Annotated in this window: 9 protein-coding genes and 3 pseudogenes; 3 read left to right on the top strand and 9 right to left on the bottom strand. The window is 66.4% G+C overall.

Annotated elements, in window-relative coordinates:
• Window positions 1-280 precede the first annotated feature (280 nt).
• From ACFYQ5_RS29785 to ACFYQ5_RS29770, 4 genes and pseudogenes are all read right to left on the bottom strand, one after another.
• A pseudogene (locus ACFYQ5_RS29785) lies at window positions 281-1,086 on the bottom strand (IS5 family transposase).
• 92 nt (window positions 1,087-1,178) lie between these two features.
• Window positions 1,179-1,927 (bottom strand): annotated as a pseudogene (locus tag ACFYQ5_RS29780) (transposase family protein).
• Window positions 1,928-2,529: 602 nt separating this feature from the next.
• A complete protein-coding gene (locus tag ACFYQ5_RS29775; protein ID WP_389201997.1) occupies window positions 2,530-3,408 on the bottom strand; it encodes a Kelch repeat-containing protein in 879 nt (292 codons plus the stop codon).
• A gap of 303 nt (window positions 3,409-3,711) precedes the next feature.
• Window positions 3,712-4,131 (bottom strand): hypothetical protein, encoded by a 420-nt coding sequence (locus ACFYQ5_RS29770; protein WP_389201996.1) that lies wholly within the window; start codon window positions 4,129-4,131, stop codon window positions 3,712-3,714.
• A gap of 150 nt (window positions 4,132-4,281) precedes the next feature.
• Here ACFYQ5_RS29770 and ACFYQ5_RS29765 point away from each other — a divergent pair, with 150 nt between their 5' ends.
• Entirely contained in the window at window positions 4,282-5,451 is a 1,170-nt protein-coding gene (locus tag ACFYQ5_RS29765; protein WP_389201995.1) for an NPCBM/NEW2 domain-containing protein, read from the top strand.
• Between the two features lie 37 nt (window positions 5,452-5,488).
• A pseudogene (locus tag ACFYQ5_RS29760) lies at window positions 5,489-5,680 on the top strand (hypothetical protein); the annotation flags it as partial.
• Between the two features lie 659 nt (window positions 5,681-6,339).
• Here the strand turns inward: ACFYQ5_RS29760 and ACFYQ5_RS29755 are convergent.
• The 4 genes from ACFYQ5_RS29755 to ACFYQ5_RS29740 all read right to left on the bottom strand — a co-directional run bounded on the left by ACFYQ5_RS29755 (window position 6,340) and on the right by ACFYQ5_RS29740 (window position 16,646).
• Window positions 6,340-11,520: a sacsin N-terminal ATP-binding-like domain-containing protein gene (locus ACFYQ5_RS29755; RefSeq protein WP_389201993.1), complete on the bottom strand. Its 5,181-nt coding sequence runs from the start codon at window positions 11,518-11,520 to the stop codon at window positions 6,340-6,342.
• A 379-nt stretch (window positions 11,521-11,899) separates the two neighbouring features.
• On the bottom strand, window positions 11,900-13,087 hold the full coding sequence (locus ACFYQ5_RS29750; RefSeq protein ID WP_389201992.1) for an alkaline phosphatase family protein: 1,188 nt from the start codon (window positions 13,085-13,087) through the stop codon (window positions 11,900-11,902).
• A complete protein-coding gene (locus tag ACFYQ5_RS29745) occupies window positions 13,087-13,683 on the bottom strand; it encodes a DUF5998 family protein (RefSeq protein WP_389201991.1) in 597 nt (198 codons plus the stop codon). Before ACFYQ5_RS29745 ends, ACFYQ5_RS29750 begins: the two co-directional genes overlap by 1 nt.
• A gap of 62 nt (window positions 13,684-13,745) precedes the next feature.
• Window positions 13,746-16,646 carry a GNAT family N-acetyltransferase gene (locus ACFYQ5_RS29740; protein WP_389201989.1) on the bottom strand — a complete coding sequence of 967 codons (2,901 nt, stop codon included), beginning with the start codon at window positions 16,644-16,646 and terminating at the stop codon, window positions 13,746-13,748.
• A 344-nt stretch (window positions 16,647-16,990) separates the two neighbouring features.
• Here ACFYQ5_RS29740 and ACFYQ5_RS29735 point away from each other — a divergent pair, with 344 nt between their 5' ends.
• Window positions 16,991-17,272, top strand: coding sequence for an HPr family phosphocarrier protein (locus ACFYQ5_RS29735; protein WP_389201987.1), 282 nt, complete (start codon window positions 16,991-16,993; stop codon window positions 17,270-17,272).
• Between the two features lie 172 nt (window positions 17,273-17,444).
• On the opposite strand, the gene ACFYQ5_RS29730 is transcribed toward ACFYQ5_RS29735, so the two are convergent.
• Complete coding sequence (locus tag ACFYQ5_RS29730; protein ID WP_389201986.1) at window positions 17,445-18,149, bottom strand: GntR family transcriptional regulator; 705 nt, start codon at window positions 18,147-18,149, stop codon at window positions 17,445-17,447.
• Between the last annotated feature and the right edge of the window lie 198 nt (window positions 18,150-18,347).

Below are 18,347 nucleotides of genomic sequence, written 5' to 3'. Positions count from 1 at the left end.
AGCGTTTGCAGGGAGGACACGGCGCCCCGCTTTTCATTTTAGCCAACGAGCGTCATCCACAAGGGTTACGCGGTGGATCGAGGCTCAGGAAGCGGACGTCAGCCGACTACGCCGAAGCCCTGGGTCTGAGCAGTTTTGCCATGTGCCTACTGCCGCTTTCAGCGTGCGTGAGTCCGCGTTTGCACCGATGATCGAAGGTAGCGCGGGACGTTGCTCGGGGAGGCGCCCACTTCCCGCACTTGTATCGGCACGGTCTTTGCCCGGGCTCACTGAACCTCTTTCATCTTGAATAGCTGCAGGTGAGGAGGGTGTGGACGGCTTGGACGATGCGGCCGATGCGGTTGGTCGAGCAGCGGGCCCGGCGGAGGATACGCCAGGATTTCAGCAGGGCGAAGGCCTGTTCACCCGGAGCGCGGAGGCGGGTATGGACTCGGTTGTAGCGCTGGTAGGCAGCGGGCAGATCGCGGTGCCGGTAGTAGGGGGTCCGGACCGTCGCGCCAGCACCTTGATAGGCACGGTCGGCCAGGACGAGGACTTCTCGGGTGAGGCATGCCTGGACGATGCCGTGCGCCCGGGCGGCGGTCAGGTCGTGCGTCCGTCCCGGTGTCGCCCTGGAGAACCACAGCGGGAAACCGTCGGGCCGGGCGATGACCTGCACGTTCATGCCGTGTTTGCGGTGCTTCATCGAGTAGTACGGCTCGTCCGCCCGGGTCCGGTCGGTTGGGATCAGTGTGCCGTCGATGATGACGAAGTCGCCCTCGCGAGACCTGTCAGGGCTTCGCGCAGGCCCGGGGCCCAGGCCGCGAGTACGTCCAGGGTCTCGTCGACGTACCGCCAGGCGGTGGCCTCGGATATTCCGAAGCCAGCGCCGAGCTGGGCGAACGTCTCGTTCTTCCGCAGGTGGGCCAGGGCGAGCAGGGCCTGCTGGAAACAACTGAGTTTACGCCAGCGGGTGTTGAGTGCACGACGGCGTTCGTACAGCAGCCAGGAGACGTGCTCGACCAGCTCGTGCGGGACGTCGAGCATGGCAGGATACGGAACCAACAGGGCCCCTTCGGTCGCCGGTGTGATGAGTGGAATCACCACGCCAACGACGAGGGGCACTGCCTCGTCACCACACCCTGCTGACCAGCACTTTCACCCTCCAGCACAGGATGAAAGAGGTTCACTGAGCGTTTTCAGCGTTGCCTCTCCAGGGTGAAGACGGCTTTCGTGATGACACTCATGCGGTTGGGGCTGATGCGGGATCCGCGGAAGATCTGCCAGGACTTCAGCCGTGCCATCCCTCGCTCGACAGGCGCCCGGGCAGCAGACAGAGCTCGGTTCAAGGTCCTCTCGGTGACAGTGAGTTCACCGCCCGGCGGTCGACGCTTGGCGGTGGTGACCCAATCGCCCGCACCGATGTAGGCCATGTCGGCGAGGACCGGGACTCCCTGGCGTTCGCAGATCCGGAGGATCTTGTGGGTACGGGCGGCCGTCAAGTCGTGGGTCCTGCCGGGCAGTGCCGGCGACAGCCACAGGATCTCGCCGGCCGGGTCGGTGACGACCTGCACGTTCACGCCGTGCCGCTTGTGTTTCGAGGAGTAGTCGGCTCTGCCGTCCCCGACGCGGTCGCACTCGGCGAGCGTGCCGTCCAAAAGGACGAAGTCCGGATCGTGCGCGCGCAGCGTCTTCAGCAGGCCCGGCGCCTGCTCGGCAAGCAGGCCGGTGACCGCGGTGACATAGGCGTGGGCGGTGCCGACGGATATACCGAACGCTCCCGCGATCTGGGCGAGGGTGTCGTGGCGGCGCAGGTATACGAGTGCGACAGCGCACGGCGGTGCGGCGGAAGTTTGCACCGCCGGTCACCCTCGCGGGTGACGATGAGCTTCGTGACCCACTCAACCAGGGCGTGGGGCAGGTCGAGTGCGGCAGGATAGGGAACCAACAGGGCTCCGTAAGTTGTTAGGTGGCCCGGGAGGGCCGGGTGTGACTGAACAGGGCTTGCCTTCAGTGGCTTTCCAGGAGTGGTCGCCCGGCTCTTCGGGGCGCCCTGGCTACTGATTGAGATCTGCGATCCAGTCGCTGTTTACGGAGCTGATGGCGGGGTGTTCCTCGGGCCGCACGGGATGAGCTGCGCTCTGAGGAGGGGCAAGTGGACAACCGAAGGCTCGAGACCTGGGTCGGCATCGACGCTGGCAAGGGACACCACTGGGCTTGAGCTTGTTCTTCAGGAGCGTCTTCTCCGGGAAGGAGTCCCCCAGGCGGCGCGACCCATGATCGATATTTCCGGAATCCTATGCTCTCCGGGGTCGCCGCCCGGGGGGAATCCCGCAGATTGCGGGAGATAAGGGTCCCAGGCGCCTCGCCCGGCCCGGACAACCGCACTCCTGCGGGCCACCCGTGACGGTCTTGCCGGGCCCCGGCCGAGCAGCGCGTGTAGGAAGGCCGCCACTCCCCGCCGAAGCCCTGGTCGCCTTGCAAGCACATGCCTGACCATATGACGACTGCCCATGGCCAGGCCGACATCTCGCATTCAAACTTCAGTACTCATGGCATATAGGCTTCGACGTCTTGCGCGGCGCCCAAGTCATCCCCCGGTGCGCCCGTAGTTCCTCCCATAACATAGATTCTCCCATCCGACCCCATCGCGGCCGCTGCGCTGTCTCGGGCTTCGGGAAGGGAAGATATTTCGGACCAGGTCTTTCTCTTCGGGTCATATACGAAACCAATCGCAGTGACTGGCTCGCTGCTTTGGCCACCGATTACGTAAATTCGACCATCCGGCCCCGTAGCTCCAGCAGCCTCAGAGAGCGGAGTCGGCATGGGCGGCAGACTACTCCACCTTCCCGTGTCGGGGTCATAAACTTCCGCGTCAGCAACAGGGTCAATATCGGGGCCCACTTCGATTCCCCCCATTGCGTATATTTTGTCATCCAATCCCGCTGCAACTACCATATAGTCTCGCTCTTTGTTCATGGCTTTTGCGGTCGTCCAACTTTCTTCCTTTGGGTCATAAATCTCCATGGTGTCGGAGCCGACCGCGTATACGTTTCCGTGACTGTCCGTTACTGCCCCCCCATTTATTATCGGGCTGGGAAGCGAAGGACCGGACGACCAAGCGCCGGCTTGCGGGTCGTAGATCTCGACGGTATCTGTCGCAGCGAAGGTGGTCTCATCTTCACCACCGCCAATGGCAAATATCTTTCCGTCGCTACCAGTAGCGAGACCGAGTCCTGAGCGAGGCGTGGGCATGGGCGGTATGGTCGCCCATGCGCCTGTTGAGGGTTCGTAGACCTCAGCAGCTCCGGTCAGGGCTACATCGCTATATGTTGGGTCTTCGACCGTTGCTGCCAATCCTCCTACGGCGTATATTTTCCCGTCGCATCCCGTCGTGGCTGCAAGGAAATAGCGTTCAGCAGTTGGCATAGGAGCCACTGAGGACCAGGAATCATGTGGGTCGGATGCCTGAGTCGTTGACTTCAGACACGCAGGGACCAGTGTGGCCTTATCTACCCCTCCTGCTGTTCCAGTAGCGACCACAAGAAGAATCAAAGCCCCGATCGAGCACCATATTGCCGTTTTTCGCGCGTAACTCATGAGGTCGCCCTTTGTCTGACATGAGAGTAGCGAGGAGAGCATTTGCGACACCTGATTCCGAAAAGCCGACGGCGGAGGTAAGATTACCCCTGATGCCTGTGCAGTGCTATGCGCCGTAACGCGGCTTGGCACTTATTCGGCTGGACGGTCTGGTCCTTTTGTATCTGCCATGTCGCGTCTGCGCTTTTCCCACGCGACCGCGACGACCGTGAACGCTGCGGTTGCGAGGGCGAAGATGAGTCCCAGCCACAGACCAACTCCGGTAGAGACGCCTCCGCCTCCTAGGTCTGTGTTGAGGTCAATGAGGTCCTGCACGTCTCCAACTTTGACGATGTATAGGACCAAGAGAACGGTTGCCGGGATGAGCGTAATGAGGGTGAGCAACACTCGTCTCTCAGGGCCAGATCTAAGCGTGGCGGTGACGAGAATGAGGAGTGCGAGGACTGCCACGATTATGAGGGCAGGAGCGGCCGCCTGCATGCTGGTGCCGAATGCGTTCGCGCTCGCGTATGCCCCGGAAACCCAGGGAGTGAAGAGCATGATGAAGCTCAAGAACCCGGTGCTGGCAGCGGCCAGCAAAGGCCAGTCACGGGCTGCATTTACTCGGAAGGCTTCAGGCTGATCAAGGCGGCCTCCCCTCGCCTCGGATCCAGGCCGGTTCGCTTGTGAGCACATATCCTGTCCCCAATCTTGCTATTGTTTATGGATTCACAGCGGCATCCCATGCGCCGCAGCAGTAACACGAAACCGTTCATTCGCATTTCCCGTCAATTCTCAGCAGCACCACCTGCGACACTTACGAGATTTTTTCGAGCATGCGATAGAACCCAGCTTGCATCTACTATCGATCTTCCGGCCGGGAAGTACTTTGAACGCCGGCAAGCCTTCCTGTCGGCGGACACGCGCTGCTGGTCGCCGTTGCGGTCGTGTACTGACTGGGGCGCCGCCTCCGAAGCCCGAGGCAACCAAGACAAGTACCGAGGAAGTGTCGGCAGCAACCGTTCACTGGCTGCCCTAGTGCTCGCTACTCAGGCATTACCGGTCTTCGATGCGACACTTCGACGCGCTGATGCTGCTGGTCTCACTCCAGATCACCACAGCGTCCACTTCCGCGCATCTCCGCAAGCGCCCGGCTGTGAGTCCGGACCTGAGCAAGGCTCTGAGATGCAGGCCCGCCGCCACTGTGATAGCGCTGGAATGAGTCGCCAGGGGATGGGCCGTGCAGAGAGGATTGACGACGTGACAGCACACACCCGAAGGCAGAAGCACAAGCGAATTTCTGCAATTTGTGCAGGAGTTCTGACCAGCGCCCTCCTTGCCGCCGCGTGCGGCTCAGGGAACAACGCCCCCGCCCAGTCGACGTCCCCCGTGTCGTCAATGGGCACACTGAGTCCGTCTCTCACTCCCACTCAGACTGAGACGCCGTCAGACGCCTCTTCCAACGAGTCGAGTGAGTCGGCAACGTCGGAGCAGTATTTGCAAGACCTAGAGCCGCTCTCCTCTTCGAACGGGGTGAACGCTGGATCTGCGCAAATCAATGGGCGGAACTACGCGCGAAGTGTATTCCTTCCTATCGATAAGGGTTCAATCCCGGAGAATGACGCCGAATATAACCTGGGTCGACACTGGCGGACACTGCAGTCAGTGATCGGGCTGCGGGACGACGCCCCAACCGGATGCAGGGTCACCTTCGAGGTTTTCGCCGATGGTAAATCGATCAACAACACTACCCTGGGCCTCGGTGAATCCAGAAATATCAACCTAGGCGTCACGAATGTCCTGCGCATAAAGATAGAGGTGACCTACGCAGCGACGACGGACATAAGCGCCTACTGCTACGCCGTCTGGGGTGACGCACACCTGAACTCGTAGGACTACGACGGTGCTCGCTGTGACGGACGTTCACTGCCCGGTCACCCGTGACGGGCCGGGGTGGCGTGCGGAGGGTGACCTCCCGTACGGCGTCACGGCCACGGACGTGATCGAGCGCCGCGACAAGCTGGCCTCCGGCCTGCGCCGCAAGCTCGGGTGCGTGTGGCCCGAGCCCGTCCCGGACGAGCACACCGGGCTGGACCGCGAGCTGTCCGCCGGTGCGAAGCCCTTGCGTGACAGCTACCGAGCTCAGCACCGCGCCCATCACTTCCTGCTCCCGCCACCGGGCGTCGGTGGCACGGCGATCGACCAGCGGCTGCGCCTGGCCTTCACTGCAGCCGCGTCCGTCGACGACGCCTCCCTGATCGGGATCGACCTGTCGGGCGGGATCGGCAGCTGCCGCGCCGGCCTTCGGATGCGCGCCGCCGGAAACGAGCTCGCGGTGCGCCGCCTGGACCTCGACAACAGGAACCAGCCGATCGACCACGGCCAGGACGAAGAGGAGGAACTGGCCCGCATGCTCATCGCCGCGGCTTGGTACCAGGTCTTCGCCCGTACCCCGATCGGCCCCAATTCGCACGACGACTGATGATCTGAAGAACTACTGAAGCTGGGTCCTTTTTCTTGACCAACCACCAACTTTCGTCAGAGCCATCTCCATGGCTCTGCGCGTCCTAATACTCCAGCGACACTAAGCGGCCTGACCTGGGGAAACCTCGACCGGAAGGTACAGCGGGGCGGGTCCTCCGCCCGATCCCTGCGGCGCAAGACCTGCGAGACCCTGGTCCAGCACACACCCCTCGCACCCATGCCCACCGCAGGCCCCCGTATGGCGTAACCACGAGGAGCGTGGATCACGGCACCGACATCAGCCCTGGGCCGAGCCCATCACCCCTTCGTGAGGTCGAACCGCAGCGTCATCTTTGTGCTGACGAGTTCGTACCCAGCCAGATTGGGCGCGCTGAAAGGATTAGGCAGAGGGGTGATACGTCGCCGAGCGTCGTCCAAGACGTCGGACACGTAGATGATGGTGTACGTCTCATGCGGAGCGAGACGGGATGCTCGGGCCACCTCCGAGTCACCCAGAATGATCCTTCCGCTACTGCCGATGGAACCCTTCACCTCGAAGAGATACGTCCGCCCGCCTTCATGAATGCGGAAGTCGTAGCCCAGGCGATCGTCCCCCTTACCCGCAAGGACATGGCTGCGCAGGCTGGACTTCCAGGAGACCTCGGGAGGCACGCCGAACTGCTCCTGGAGCCACCGTGCTACGACTGCTTCGCCCGCCAGGCCAACCGCTGTGGTTGCGTCTTGGTCCGCCGGAGTGACATGTCCGCCCAAGCCGCCACCGTTTCCCTGACTCCCCGAGCCCTGTGGCCGAGGCGCTCGGGGCGATAGCTCTGCTACCTCCCGTGCGGGCGTCGCGAGTTGTTCGGCAGTGAGCCCTGCCCCCACCTTGTAAGCGAGCTCGCGAAGGTCGTCTCGCTGAATTGGCAGTGCCGTGCCGTTGAACAAGAGACCGGAAGGTGGAGCCCCCGTCGTATGACCGGGTCCGGAGGTCGGCGCCGGCCCCGGGCGTTGTGCTGGAATCGGTGGTTTCTGTTTATCCAATGCCAGGTCCGCACGCCGATGCGTGACGGGCATCCCTACTGGCCAATGACCGAGTTTGCTCAGCCAGTGGGCAAGTCCCCGGGCCGAGGGAATCTCGAAGTCGAGCAAACCATCGCCATCCTGTTCCTGGATGATCTCCGAGGCACCGGGTAGCGACTCCTCGCCTTTACTCGTGTGCTGCGCCCATTCATCGACGAGAGCACGCAGTCTCGGCAAATGTGTGTGGACCGCTGCGATGGCCCCTTCGCGCACTTCGACGAGCGGGCGCAGCGGTGTAGTTGCCAGCCGGTGGGGCGACGTCGGCGTGCGGGTCGCCAGCCAGCTATTTGCTCGGGCTGTCAGGAGCTCGGAGGGAAGATTCCAGTACGTCGTGTGCCAATCCGGGTCGGGTGCAAGGTCCGGCAGCTCGCGCAGGCGGACGTATTCGGAAAGGTCTCCCCCGGAGCGGAAGACGTGAGCGAACGCATCCCTGACGCTCTCTTGGAGTTTCGGTCGTTCCTGCTCCAGCCATGCCTCGAACTGGCGGTGGTGCCCGGCTCGATTGTCGATGACGGGGAGGCCCAGGGTGCGCCAAGCTCGGTTCGCGGTAGCCAATGGGACGTTGAGGGCGTCCAGTTGGTGTGCCCGGTCATCGTAGTCGAGCAGCCCGAGGAGCGTGTCGGCACGGCGGGGGTCTAGCCGGCTCGCCAGCCACTCCCGGAGTTCCGCCTGGTCTTTGAAGCTTTCCATGCGGCGGCGCAGTTCCTCTGCGCCGTCGATATCGACACAGGCAAGCAGGGGTAGCAGTTGGGCGCTGCCGGAACGCTGGGATGCGCGGTCCGCGACGATGAGTTCGAGCCGCCCAAGCGGAATGCCGAGCGCGGCGGCGACGTCCCTGTCAGTGATCATTTCAGTCCGATGGCAGCGATCGGCCAGTTCGGAGAGGGCCGTACGCAGCTGTGCGGCCAAGTAGGGCGTACCGATCAGTGTGCTGATTGCCGTGGCTGCATGCCGCAGCACATGCCAGGGAGTAAGGGCCTCGGTGTGTCGTATGACGAGGCAGGGCTCGTCAGGGTCCTGGTACAGCAGACAACGTTCTGCGTCGGATGCCTCCACCCGGTGCCCGGCGATCCAGATGACGAGATCCTGCGTTACGGTGAACGCGCATGCCTGGAGTAGGCGATCGACGTCCGGCAGGAGCACGGGGTCCGGCCGGGAGGCGCGTTCCTCGTCGAGGTCAACCACTGCGGTCACGAGAGTCTTCAGCCACGCACCGACGTAGCCGACAAGTGATTCTCTAGGGGCTTGTCGGATGGGAAGTACACCGACGCTGATCTCCAGTTCCGCCTCGCCAGCGCAACGTACCTCGAAGTGTGACCGCGCCTGCATGAATGTCACGATTCGACGGCCCAGCGCCTTGTCCATGATGGGCAACACCGGAACCGGCGCCCGTTCTAGCAGCTTGTATTCCTGTACTCCCTGGGGGTCCCGCACATACACGGTCTCGCCCTCTTCGGATCCCTCCTCGTGAACCTCCAGCGCGTCTGCTCGCGAGAGAAGAAGGCAGGACGGAGCACTCGTCCCCGCCCGTGTGGCGGGCTCGTGCACCGGGAGCAGTTCCCCCCACGCCTTCTCGTACTCGCGGCTCACCTCGTACCGGAGAACACCTGTGCGTAGATGTGGATGCCGGTGTACGAGAGCGGGCAGCTCCTCGACTCGGTCGCTCGCCGTTTTCGGGTCGTCCCAGGAGCGGATGCCAAGGAGGCGCAGTCGATCGAGCACCCTAGGGGTGTGCCTGCGACGCAAGGCGGCGGTCACGACGCCCACATAGTCGGGCGGGGGCTGCTCGCTCGACCACCACCATGCCGAGTCGGCGACTGCGAAGGTACCGTCGTCCGTCCCGACCGGGGTCTGGGGAATCCATTCCTCCTGAGTGAGGAAGACCGCAAGAGGGGTCGGCCACCGGGTGCCGGACTTGTCGGTTGACCGGACGAACTTCATCTCCAGGTCGGAATCAACCCAGGTCGCCAGGCCGTGGACGATAAGTTCCGCGTACAGCCTGCGGCTGTGGTCGTCGAAAGCGTCGTAGTCGTACTGGCCAGGCAGCACAGGCAGCCCGGTACGCGACGGGTGATAGTCCACGGTCTCGTACGCGACCTGGCTTCGGCCGGGCCAGCGCAACGCGGCGTCCCGCCACTGGTCCCGGAATCCAGCTCCGGTGGCGCCGTTCGACATTCCTGCGAACCACCGCGGCCTGTTGAGGGCTGAGCCCCGCACACTGCCTCGGAACAGCTCATAGCGCGGTCGCAAACCGTGGTGCACGCCCTGGTGTTCGAGGAACCGACGCATGGCGTCCGCTGAGATACCAGTGTCGGCGCAGATCTGGTCCGCGGTTCTCAGCAGCCGCTTTGCGGTCGTGCTCAAGATCGGCACATCGCGGATGCCGTCGAGGAAGCGGACGAGGGTATCGTCTACCAGTTGCTCCCTGCTGGGCCATCCGCAGCCGAACATGGCCCGGTCGGCATTCAGCCATCCGTCGCGGACCGGCACGGGGAAGTTTGCAAGTTTGGGCGGGCGGCTGAGCGTGGCGGATACCGCGCAGGCGTATAGAAGGCACTGGTGCCGAGTGTCCTCGTCCTGCCCGTCTTGCTGCATGACCGAGTTGACGGCGCGGAGGACGGATTCCGTTTCGTACGCGTGGACTAGCCGCTGTGAACGCAGCCAGCGCAACCCCGCTGGTCGGCGCTTGCCACGTCGCGCAGATCTGTCGATCGCTCCGTGGAGGAAGGAGACGTTGCCCGACAGACCGTCGGGCAACGTGGGCAGGGTGGGTGACTCCGCACGACCCGGCTCCAGGAAGACAGCGTCATGTCCGGCCGGTGCCAGAGTCGCCTCGGAGGTCAGGATGATTTTCTTGCCTGACAGGGGGGTTCCATCGGCGAAGGATTCAGACAAGTCGGCGTAGTAGTCGGCCCACCGGTCCGCGTCGAACTCGTCGCGCTGCATTGCCTTTGCCAGTTGCTCCGCCCAGCTCAGAGTCACGGTCCGCGGCGGGGGCAAGGGAAGCCTGCGGGCTTCGGCGAGAGCGAGCAAGCGTCGTCGACGGGCCGGTTGGAGTCCTGGATCGATGAGGTTCGGTGTACCGATGGCCGCGAGGACTGTTGGTGTGAAAGCCCGCGCCGAGTCCGGGCACTTCCACAAGTAGCCCTTCTCCAGTGAGGTGCGCTCTCCCGGCGGCGCGAGTACCGGCATGAACGGAAGGGCGTCCAAGTCCTCGCCGAGGTCTTCGCAAGCTCTTCCCAAGCGATCCAGGTGAATGGGCGCCCAGCACATCAGATCGACAAGGGCACCCGCAGGGACATCGACCCGGCCCTCGCCGGCGAGCAGGACCGCTCGGGCACACGCCATCGCGGCAGTATCGAGCAGCAGGTTGTTCCAGGGGTTCGCCTCGTTGAAAGACCGTCGATTGAGTTCGACGAAGAACGGCGCATGCACGAACCCGGGTATCGGGCAAAGCGCTTGTGTTCCCATGGGCAGGAAAGCGTAGAGGCGCCCGTCCGGCAGCGGTTCTCCCGCTGGGACGGCCACGCAAACCGCGGCCTTTTTTTCCAACGCCGTCCAGTCGGCGCTCATGGAGCCGTCCCGTATGTTAGGCGCTATCGCGTCTCGGGCCAGTTCCTCGTCGACTCTGGCCCGTACGACGATCAGGCGCATCCGCCCGCGCAACGTGATCTCTTGGACTTTGAGTCCTCGAAATCCGTACAGCTGCCGAACCTTTCGGTCGTAACGCTTGCGCTGTCGGCCGCTCTCCGACCGGATGTCCAGCGTCACCTGAACGAGCCGATCCAAAAACAGCTCGAACGGTGCTGTGCCATCCATGAGTTCGCAGATCTGTGCGCGGGCCGCCTCTCGCGCCTCGGTCGAACGCAACGGCACCCTGACTACGGTGACGTAGCCGCGTGGGCCGAAACGCCGGACCGTATCCGGGACCGCTTCGAGGACGACCGGCACCCTGAGGCGAGGCAGGTTCTCGTGCAGGAGGCCCGACGGGTCCTGCACGTCAGTAGCAATCTTCTCGGCCAGTCGGTCGATGTCCTCTGGCAGGGCGAAGCGAAAGCGGTAACCGTCAAAGATCTTGGAGCCGGCCTGCGCCACGCTGTACAGCTCGGGAGCCTCGCTGAAGTGCAAGATGCTCTTGAAGCCGACTCCCTTGTGGCCGATGCCTTCCTCGGGGCGTTTGCTGGAACGCCCGATGCTGCACAACGCGTTGAAGTTCCGTGTGGTGAACGGGCGGCCTCCGTTAGCGACGTAGAGGACCCCGTGTTCCCCCTCTTGCTCGTCCAAGACGATCTCGACCCGCCCATCGGCAGAACGTGAGGAATGGGCGTCGTGGGCGTTCTGCAGGAGCTCGATCAGCCCCCGCCCCTGGTACTCGGGCGAGATCATCCGATCGACGATCTCCTTGAGCTCCCGGTACACCTCCGGATCCCGTAGACAGCCCTCTACCTGAGCAAGGGCACGGTCGTTGACCGCCTTCCGCCAGGCAGCAGGCCGGCTCCGTTCCACAGTGACCATGAAGAACCCCCACGAGTTGGCTACCCCAATGATCGTATCGATTCACCCCGCCGGTCAGCCGATTCAGTCAAGCACCGTGAGGTCAGAGAGAGCGCGGGGGTAGACGTGACCCCACCTGAGCCGATGTTTGATTGCTCCCCCTATAAGCACGACGGCTGATGATCTGAAGGACTACTGGATCTGAGTGCTCTTTCCGCAATCCATCGTTCCGGAGAAGAACACGAGCTCGGGCATGAGAAGTCGAGCGCCTTTCGGTGTGCGGTGTGCAGTGGGAGACGGAGGGCTACGAGCGTACTTCGAGGAGCGGAACCAGCTGTTCCACAGGGGTCAGCGATCCGTGCATCCCCACCATCGCGGACTCGTGGGGCTCCTTGACCGAAGCGGTGATCACCACGTCGTCGTGAGCGGCCGCCACCACGTCGCCGATCCGGCCGTACACCCGCTCGTCGATCCTCGGGCCGAACCAGCCCGCCGCGATGGCCTCGTCACGGCTCGCCACCCAGAACTGCTCGCCGAGCACCTCACGCCAGACGGTCAGCACGTCCGCCTCGGCCCCGGGGACCGCGTACACATGGCGGGCACGGCCCTCGCCCCCGAGCAGGGCGACTCCGGCGCTCAGCTCCCAGTCCTCGTCGAAGTCGATCCGGGACTGCTCGTCGAACGGGATGTCGATCATGCCGTGGTCGGCGGTGATGTACAGCGCCGAACGGGCCGGCAGCTGCTCGGCGAGGCGCCGCGCGAGCCCGTCGACGTACATCAGCTGGCCACGCCAGGCATCGGAGTCCACGCCGTAGCGGTGCCCCTGGCCGTCGACCTCGCTGTAATACGTGTAGACGAGGGACCTGTCACCGGCGGCGAGCCGCTCGGCGGCGAGGTCCATCCGGTCCTCGCCCGTGAGCCGGCCGAGGAAGGAACCGCCGCTGAGCGCCACCTTGGTCAGCGGCGTCTGTTCGAAGTCGGGGGCGGAGACCTGGGCCGTGCGTACGCCGGCGGCGTCGGCGAGCTTGAAGACGGTGGGGTGCGGCTGCCAGGCCTTGAGGGCGGTCCACGGCTTCCAGCGGAGCTGGTTCATCAGCGCGCCGGTCTCCGGGTTGCGCACCGTGTAGCCGGGGAGGCCGTGCTCGCCCGGGGCGAGCCCCGTGCCGACCGAGGCGAGCGAGGTCGCGGTGGTGGACGGGAAACCCGACGTGACCGGCCGGCCGGTGCCGCCGCGGGAGGTGGGAAGCAGCGAGTGAAGGAAGGGCGCTTCGTCCGGGTGGGCCTTGATCTGCTCCCAGCCGAGTCCGTCGATCAGGAAGACGCAGTTCCGGTCTGCGGGGGTGAGCTCCGGAATCGTGGCTTCGAAACCGGGTACTCCCTGACCCGCGACGAGCGTCGGCAGCAGGTCGGCGAGCGACCCGGTGCCGTACTCGGGTACGGGCGCGGCTTCGGGAGCGAGCAGAACGGGGTCCTGCCAGGCGGGCTGGACCATCAGCGAATGGTCGCCGCGGTCGCGGCCGTGGCCTCGGAGAGCGACTGGGCGAAGGCAAGGGTCTGGCGCACCGCGTCGGGGCCGTCCCCGGCCTCGCTGACGCGCAGGCTCAGGTCGTCGGCGGTCGAACTGCCGGTGTAGCCGTGGTCGGCCTCGCAGTTGGGGTCGCCACAGGCCGCGGGCTCCAGGTCGATGCGGGAGACGGCACCCCAGCCGATGGTCAGGACGACCTCGCGGGGCAACGTGCCGGGCACGTACTTCTCAGGATTGGCGACCACGCGGCTGACCACGACGGACGAGATCCGGTCGAGCTTGACCGACTCCGTGGACGTCGTGGCGTACGGCGTCGGGGAGCTCGTGTCTGCGGCCTGCTCGTCGGTGTGGCTGACGATGAAGCGCGTGTCCGTGAGGACGAGGACCGTGACGTGGCGACGGACCTCGTTGGAGTCGAAGGTGGTCTCCTGGTGCACCAGGTACGAAGCGACCGGCTCCCCGCCGACGGCGGCCTCCACCGCCTCGGCCACGAGGGCCGGGTAGTAGCCGCTGCGCTCGATCGCCGCGCGCAGCCCCTGGGTCGTCGTACCGGTCTTTGCCATGTGCACCATCCTACGGGGGGCCGGTGACTGCCGGGGACGTCGTGCGCGGGTCCATGGGGCGATCAGTAGCTGGGGAGGCGGCGAGGGCCGAGATCACTGCGGGCCGGTGGCGGAGCCAGCCGGACGCTCGCTCCGAGCACCGTCAGGCCCTGCGTGGCGACGACCACGGGTTCCAGTGCGACCGACACCACCTCGGCGTGGTCGTCGACCAGCCGGGACACCCGCAGCAGGAGCTCTTCGAGCGCCGCGGTGTCGGCCGGCGCGGCCCCGCGCCAGCCGAACAGTACCGGAGCCGCCCTGATGGAGCGGATCAGCTCGGCGGCGTCGCGGTCGGTGGCGGGCACGAGGCGGTGGGCCGTGTCGCCCAGCAGCTCGGAGGGCGCGCCGGCCAGACCGAAGGAGAGAACGGCACCGGCGGCCGCGTCGATGGACGCCCTGACCACGGTATCGACGCCCCTGGGGGCCATGGCCTGGACGACGGGCCGGAGTTCGGCGGGCGTACCGAGCAGATCGGTCAGTTCGTCGTACGAACGGCGTAGGGCGTTCTCGTTGGCGAGATCGAGCCGGACACCGCCGAGGTCGGCACGATGCCGGAGATGGGGTGCGGTGGTCTTGAGCGCCACCGGGTAGCCGAGCTTCGCGGCGGCCGCGACGGCGGCATCCGGATCCGGGGCGGGAAGCGCAGGCCGTACGGAGACTCCGTAGCGGGCGAGCAGTTCCCGGGCCTCGTCGTGGGTGAGCGGGCGGCCACGCGGGTCGGGGCTCGGGCCGAGCAGCGTCTCGATCAGCCCGGCGGTCCCGTGCTCGTCGATGGTGTCGTCCAGGAATCCGGGCACCTTGCCGGGGACGGCCGCCTGGCGCCGCCACTGGGCGTACTTCACGGCCTCGGCGAGCGCGCGCACGGCTCGCTCGGCGGCAGGGTAGGCAGGGATCCGCCCGGCGGTGGGCGCGGGGCGAGCGGTGCCGTCCGGCCCCCTTCCGGAGGTCGCCGCGTCGGGCGGGGACGGGGCGGGCGGGGGCGCGGCGGGCGGCCGGGGCTGCGGCTCCGCGGCAGCCGCCTGGGCGGCAGGCCGGGGCGCGGGCGGAGCCGCCGTGCTCGTGGCTGCGGCCAGGGCCTGCGCCAGGCCGCCCATCTCCACGTGCACCACCGCCACCGGCTTGGCAGGGCCGGTGGCCGCCGCCGCGCGCAGCGCGGCGGCCAGGACCTCGCCGTCGCCGGTCTCCGCCTCGCCGTTCTCCCCCACCCAGGGGATCGCGGTCACGATCACGGCGTCGCACGTCCGGTCGGCGAGCGCCTCGGCCAGTGCGTGCCGGAAGTCCTGCGGGCTCGCCTCCGTGGTGAGGTCGCGGGGCGGGCGCGGACGCAGCCCTTCCGCCAGGCAGGCGTCATAGGTGAGGAGGCCGAGCGACTCGGAGTTGCCCAGGATCGCCACCCGGGGGCCGTCCGGCAGGGGCTGACCGGCGAGGAGCAGGCCGACGTCGACCATCTCCGTCACGGTGTCGACGCGGATCACGCCCGCCTGGCGCATCAGCGCGGAGACCGTCGCGTCCGGGATCCGGCTGACCGGCACGGCGTGGCCCGGTGGATTGGTTCCGCTGTGCCGGGCGCCCTTCACCACGACCACGGGCTTCACCGCGGCCGTCCGGCGGGCGAGCCGGGTGAACTTGCGCGGGTTGCCGAGTGATTCGAGGTACAGCAGGGCGACGTCGGTGTCCTGGTCCTCGAACCAGTACTGCAGGAAGTCGTTGCCGGAGACGTCGGCCCGGTTACCCGCGGAGATGAAGGCCGAGAGCCCGGCGCCCCTGCGGTGGAGGCCGGACAGGAGGGCGATCCCGATGGCGCCGGACTGGGTGAAGAGTCCGATGCGTCCGGCCTGCGGCGACTCGGGGGCGAGGGAGGCGTTGAGGCGGACGGTGTCGGAGGTGTTGATGATGCCGAAGGCGTTCGGGCCGATGATCCGCATGCCGTACGAGCGTGCCTGCCGGACCAGTTCTCGCTGCCGTTCCCGGCCTTCCGCGCCGCGTTCGGCGTATCCGGCGGAGAGGACGACGAGGCCCTGGACGCCGTGTTCACCGCAGTCGGCGACGACCTCCGGCACTCGTTCCGCGGGGACGGCGACGACAGCGAGGTCGACCTGTTCGCCGATCTCGCTCACGGCGCGGTGCGCGGGCACCCCGTCGACCGTGCCCGGCCCTGGGGCGAAGGACGTGTTCACCGCGTACGTACGTCCGGTGAAGCCCGAGCCGAGGAGATTGCGCAGCACCGTCCGGCCCACGCCGCCGGGCTCGCGGCCGACCCCGATGACGGCGACGGACCCGGGGGCCAGCAGGCGCTGGACGGAGCGCGCTTCGGCCCGCTGCTCACGTCCGCGCTGGACGGCGAGTGACTCGGCCGTGGGTTCCAGGTCGAGGGTGAGGTGGACGGAGCCGTCCTCGAAGCTGCGCTGCTGGGTGAAGCCGGCGTCCCGGAACACCTTGATCATCTTGTTGTTGGCGGGCAGCACCTCGGCGGCGAAGCGGCGGATGCCCCGCTCCCTGGCCACCGCCGCGATGTGCTCGAGAAGGGCCGACGCCACACCGCGGCCCTGGTGGGCGTCCTGGACGAGGAAGGCGACCTCGGCCTCGTCGGCGGGGGCCGAGGCCGGCCTGCCCTGCTCGTCGATCCGGTCGAAGCGGACGGTGGCGATGAACTCGCCGCCGATCGTGACGGCCAGTCCCACCCGGTCGACGTAGTCGTGATGGGTGAAGCGGTGCACGTCCCGGGCGGAGAGACGCGGATACGGGGCGAAGAAGCGGTAGTACTTCGATTCGTCGGACACCTGCTCGTAGAAGCTGACCAGTCGTTCGGCATCGTCCGTGGTGATGGGCCTGATGCGCGCGGTGCCACCGTCACGGAGCACCACGTCCGCCTCCCAGTGGTCGGGGTACGCGTGATGCGGACTCTGCTCCGGAGTGGGCTCCATGGGCAAAGCCTACGGCTTGGGCTTTTCGTGTGGATCAGGCCGGATCAGGGAGCGGGGTCCGGTGCGTGCGGTCGCGAGGTGGAGGAGGGAGGCAACGCGGAGCGTCGGTGACGGACCACGACGTGGATGGGGTCCCCCTGGCCCTTGAGGCCTTGAGAGGGTACGCACCAGGCGCGCGAGCCCGGCCTTGTCCATAGGAACGCACCGGTCGCGGCGGGATGGTCGCGCAGGCACGCTGAGGGGACCGGCGGGCGTGAACAGCCCGGTGGCGATGCCTGGCACAGCAGTGCGCACTGCATGAGAGACTGGTCTAGACAACCCATTGTTACGTGAAGGGCAGAACCATGGCTGAGCGCCGCGTCAACGTCGGTTGGGCCGAGGGCCTGCACGCCCGCCCCGCTTCCATCTTCGTCCGTGCCGCCACGGCTTCCGGCGTCCCCGTGACGATCGCCAAGACGGACGGCAACCCGGTGAACGCGGCCTCCATGCTCGCGGTGCTCGGCCTGGGCGCGCAGGGCGGCGAGGAGATCGTGCTCGCGTCCGAGGCGGACAACGCCGAAGCCGCCCTGGACCGTCTGGCGAAGCTGGTCGCCGAGGGGCTCGAGGAGCTTCCGGAGACCGTCTGATTCCGCCGCTTCGAACCGGAATCATTTCTGCGGAAAAGCCGCGGCATCCCCACCTGGAGCCGCGGCTTTTTCTGTTTCCTGCACCGGGTCCTGACAGGACTCCGAATACCCGAATCAGGGCAGCAAAAAGAAAGCCCTTCGATAATTACCCTCTTTGTATACGGCGCAATTGTTAATGGCGGACTCCCGCGGTGTTTACGGGGTGTTGCGAAGTCCTCACCCCGGACGTTCCCACCGCGCGCCCCGGCAGGTCCGTGCGCCGCAGCCGGTGGGCCGCGGTGGCCCGCTCGGCGTGCTGGGTGGCGAGCGCCCTGGCCCGCTCCGTGTCACGGCGTGCCACAGCGTCGACGAGGGCGCCGTGCTCGGCCCAGGAGTCCGCGGGGCGGGCCGGCTGCTCGACGGCGTACATCCAGGCGATCTTGTGCCGGAGCTGGGTGAGCAGTGCGATCAGCGCGGGGCTGCCCGAGGCCTGCGCCAGCGTCTCGTGGAACCAGCCGCCCAGGGAGCGCAGATCCTCCCCCTCACCCCTGCGCACCCGCTCCTGCCCCAGCCTGACCAGGCCGCGGAGCACCTTGAGGTGCGCCTCGGTGCGGCGCTGCGCCGCACGGGCGGCTCCGAGGGGCTCCAGGAGCATCCGGATCTCGAGGAGGTCGGCGGCCTCCTGCTCCGTGGGTTCGGCGACACAGGCGCCGGCATGCCGGCGGGTGACGACGAACCCCTCGGACTCCAGGGTGCGCAGCGCCTCGCGTACGGGGACGCGGGAGACGCCGTAGCGACGCGCGAGCACCTCCTCGGTGAGGCGGCTGCCGCGCTCGAAGACACCGGAGACGATGTCGTCACGGATTGCCGTGCATACCGAATACGCGGGAATGCGCATGTCCGAACCTCCGCCTTAATCTCCGCGGAACGCGGCCGATCGACGCCTGTTCGGTGACTCTATTGCAACCGGCCGGAATTTCCGATGGCGGGGTGGAATCCATGGATATCTTTTGGCCAGGGAGCACTTCCGCGAGGCTTCTGCGGGCCCCTCCCCGGGGCACCGCGAAGGCCCCGGCGGATGCCGGGGCCTTCGTCC

Origin of the sequence: Streptomyces sp. NPDC005794 (genome assembly GCF_042871445.1) — a bacterium.
Taxonomy (GTDB): domain Bacteria; phylum Actinomycetota; class Actinomycetes; order Streptomycetales; family Streptomycetaceae; genus Streptomyces.
This window is presented reverse-complemented; position numbering and strand designations above follow the sequence as displayed.

Excerpts from the sequence above, each read along its gene's own strand:
- ACFYQ5_RS29730 (WP_389201986.1), bottom strand. The coding sequence starts at position 18,149 with ATGCGCATTCCCGCGTATTCGGTATGCACGGCAATCCGTGACGACATC.
- ACFYQ5_RS29775 (WP_389201997.1), bottom strand. The coding sequence starts at position 3,408 with ATGCCAACTGCTGAACGCTATTTCCTTGCAGCCACGACGGGATGCGAC.
- ACFYQ5_RS29750 (WP_389201992.1), bottom strand. The coding sequence starts at position 13,087 with ATGGTCCAGCCCGCCTGGCAGGACCCCGTTCTGCTCGCTCCCGAAGCC.
- ACFYQ5_RS29765 (WP_389201995.1), top strand. The coding sequence starts at position 4,282 with ATGGATTCACAGCGGCATCCCATGCGCCGCAGCAGTAACACGAAACCG.
- ACFYQ5_RS29745 (WP_389201991.1), bottom strand. The coding sequence starts at position 13,683 with ATGGCAAAGACCGGTACGACGACCCAGGGGCTGCGCGCGGCGATCGAG.
- ACFYQ5_RS29735 (WP_389201987.1), top strand. The coding sequence starts at position 16,991 with ATGGCTGAGCGCCGCGTCAACGTCGGTTGGGCCGAGGGCCTGCACGCC.
- ACFYQ5_RS29740 (WP_389201989.1), bottom strand. The coding sequence starts at position 16,646 with ATGGAGCCCACTCCGGAGCAGAGTCCGCATCACGCGTACCCCGACCAC.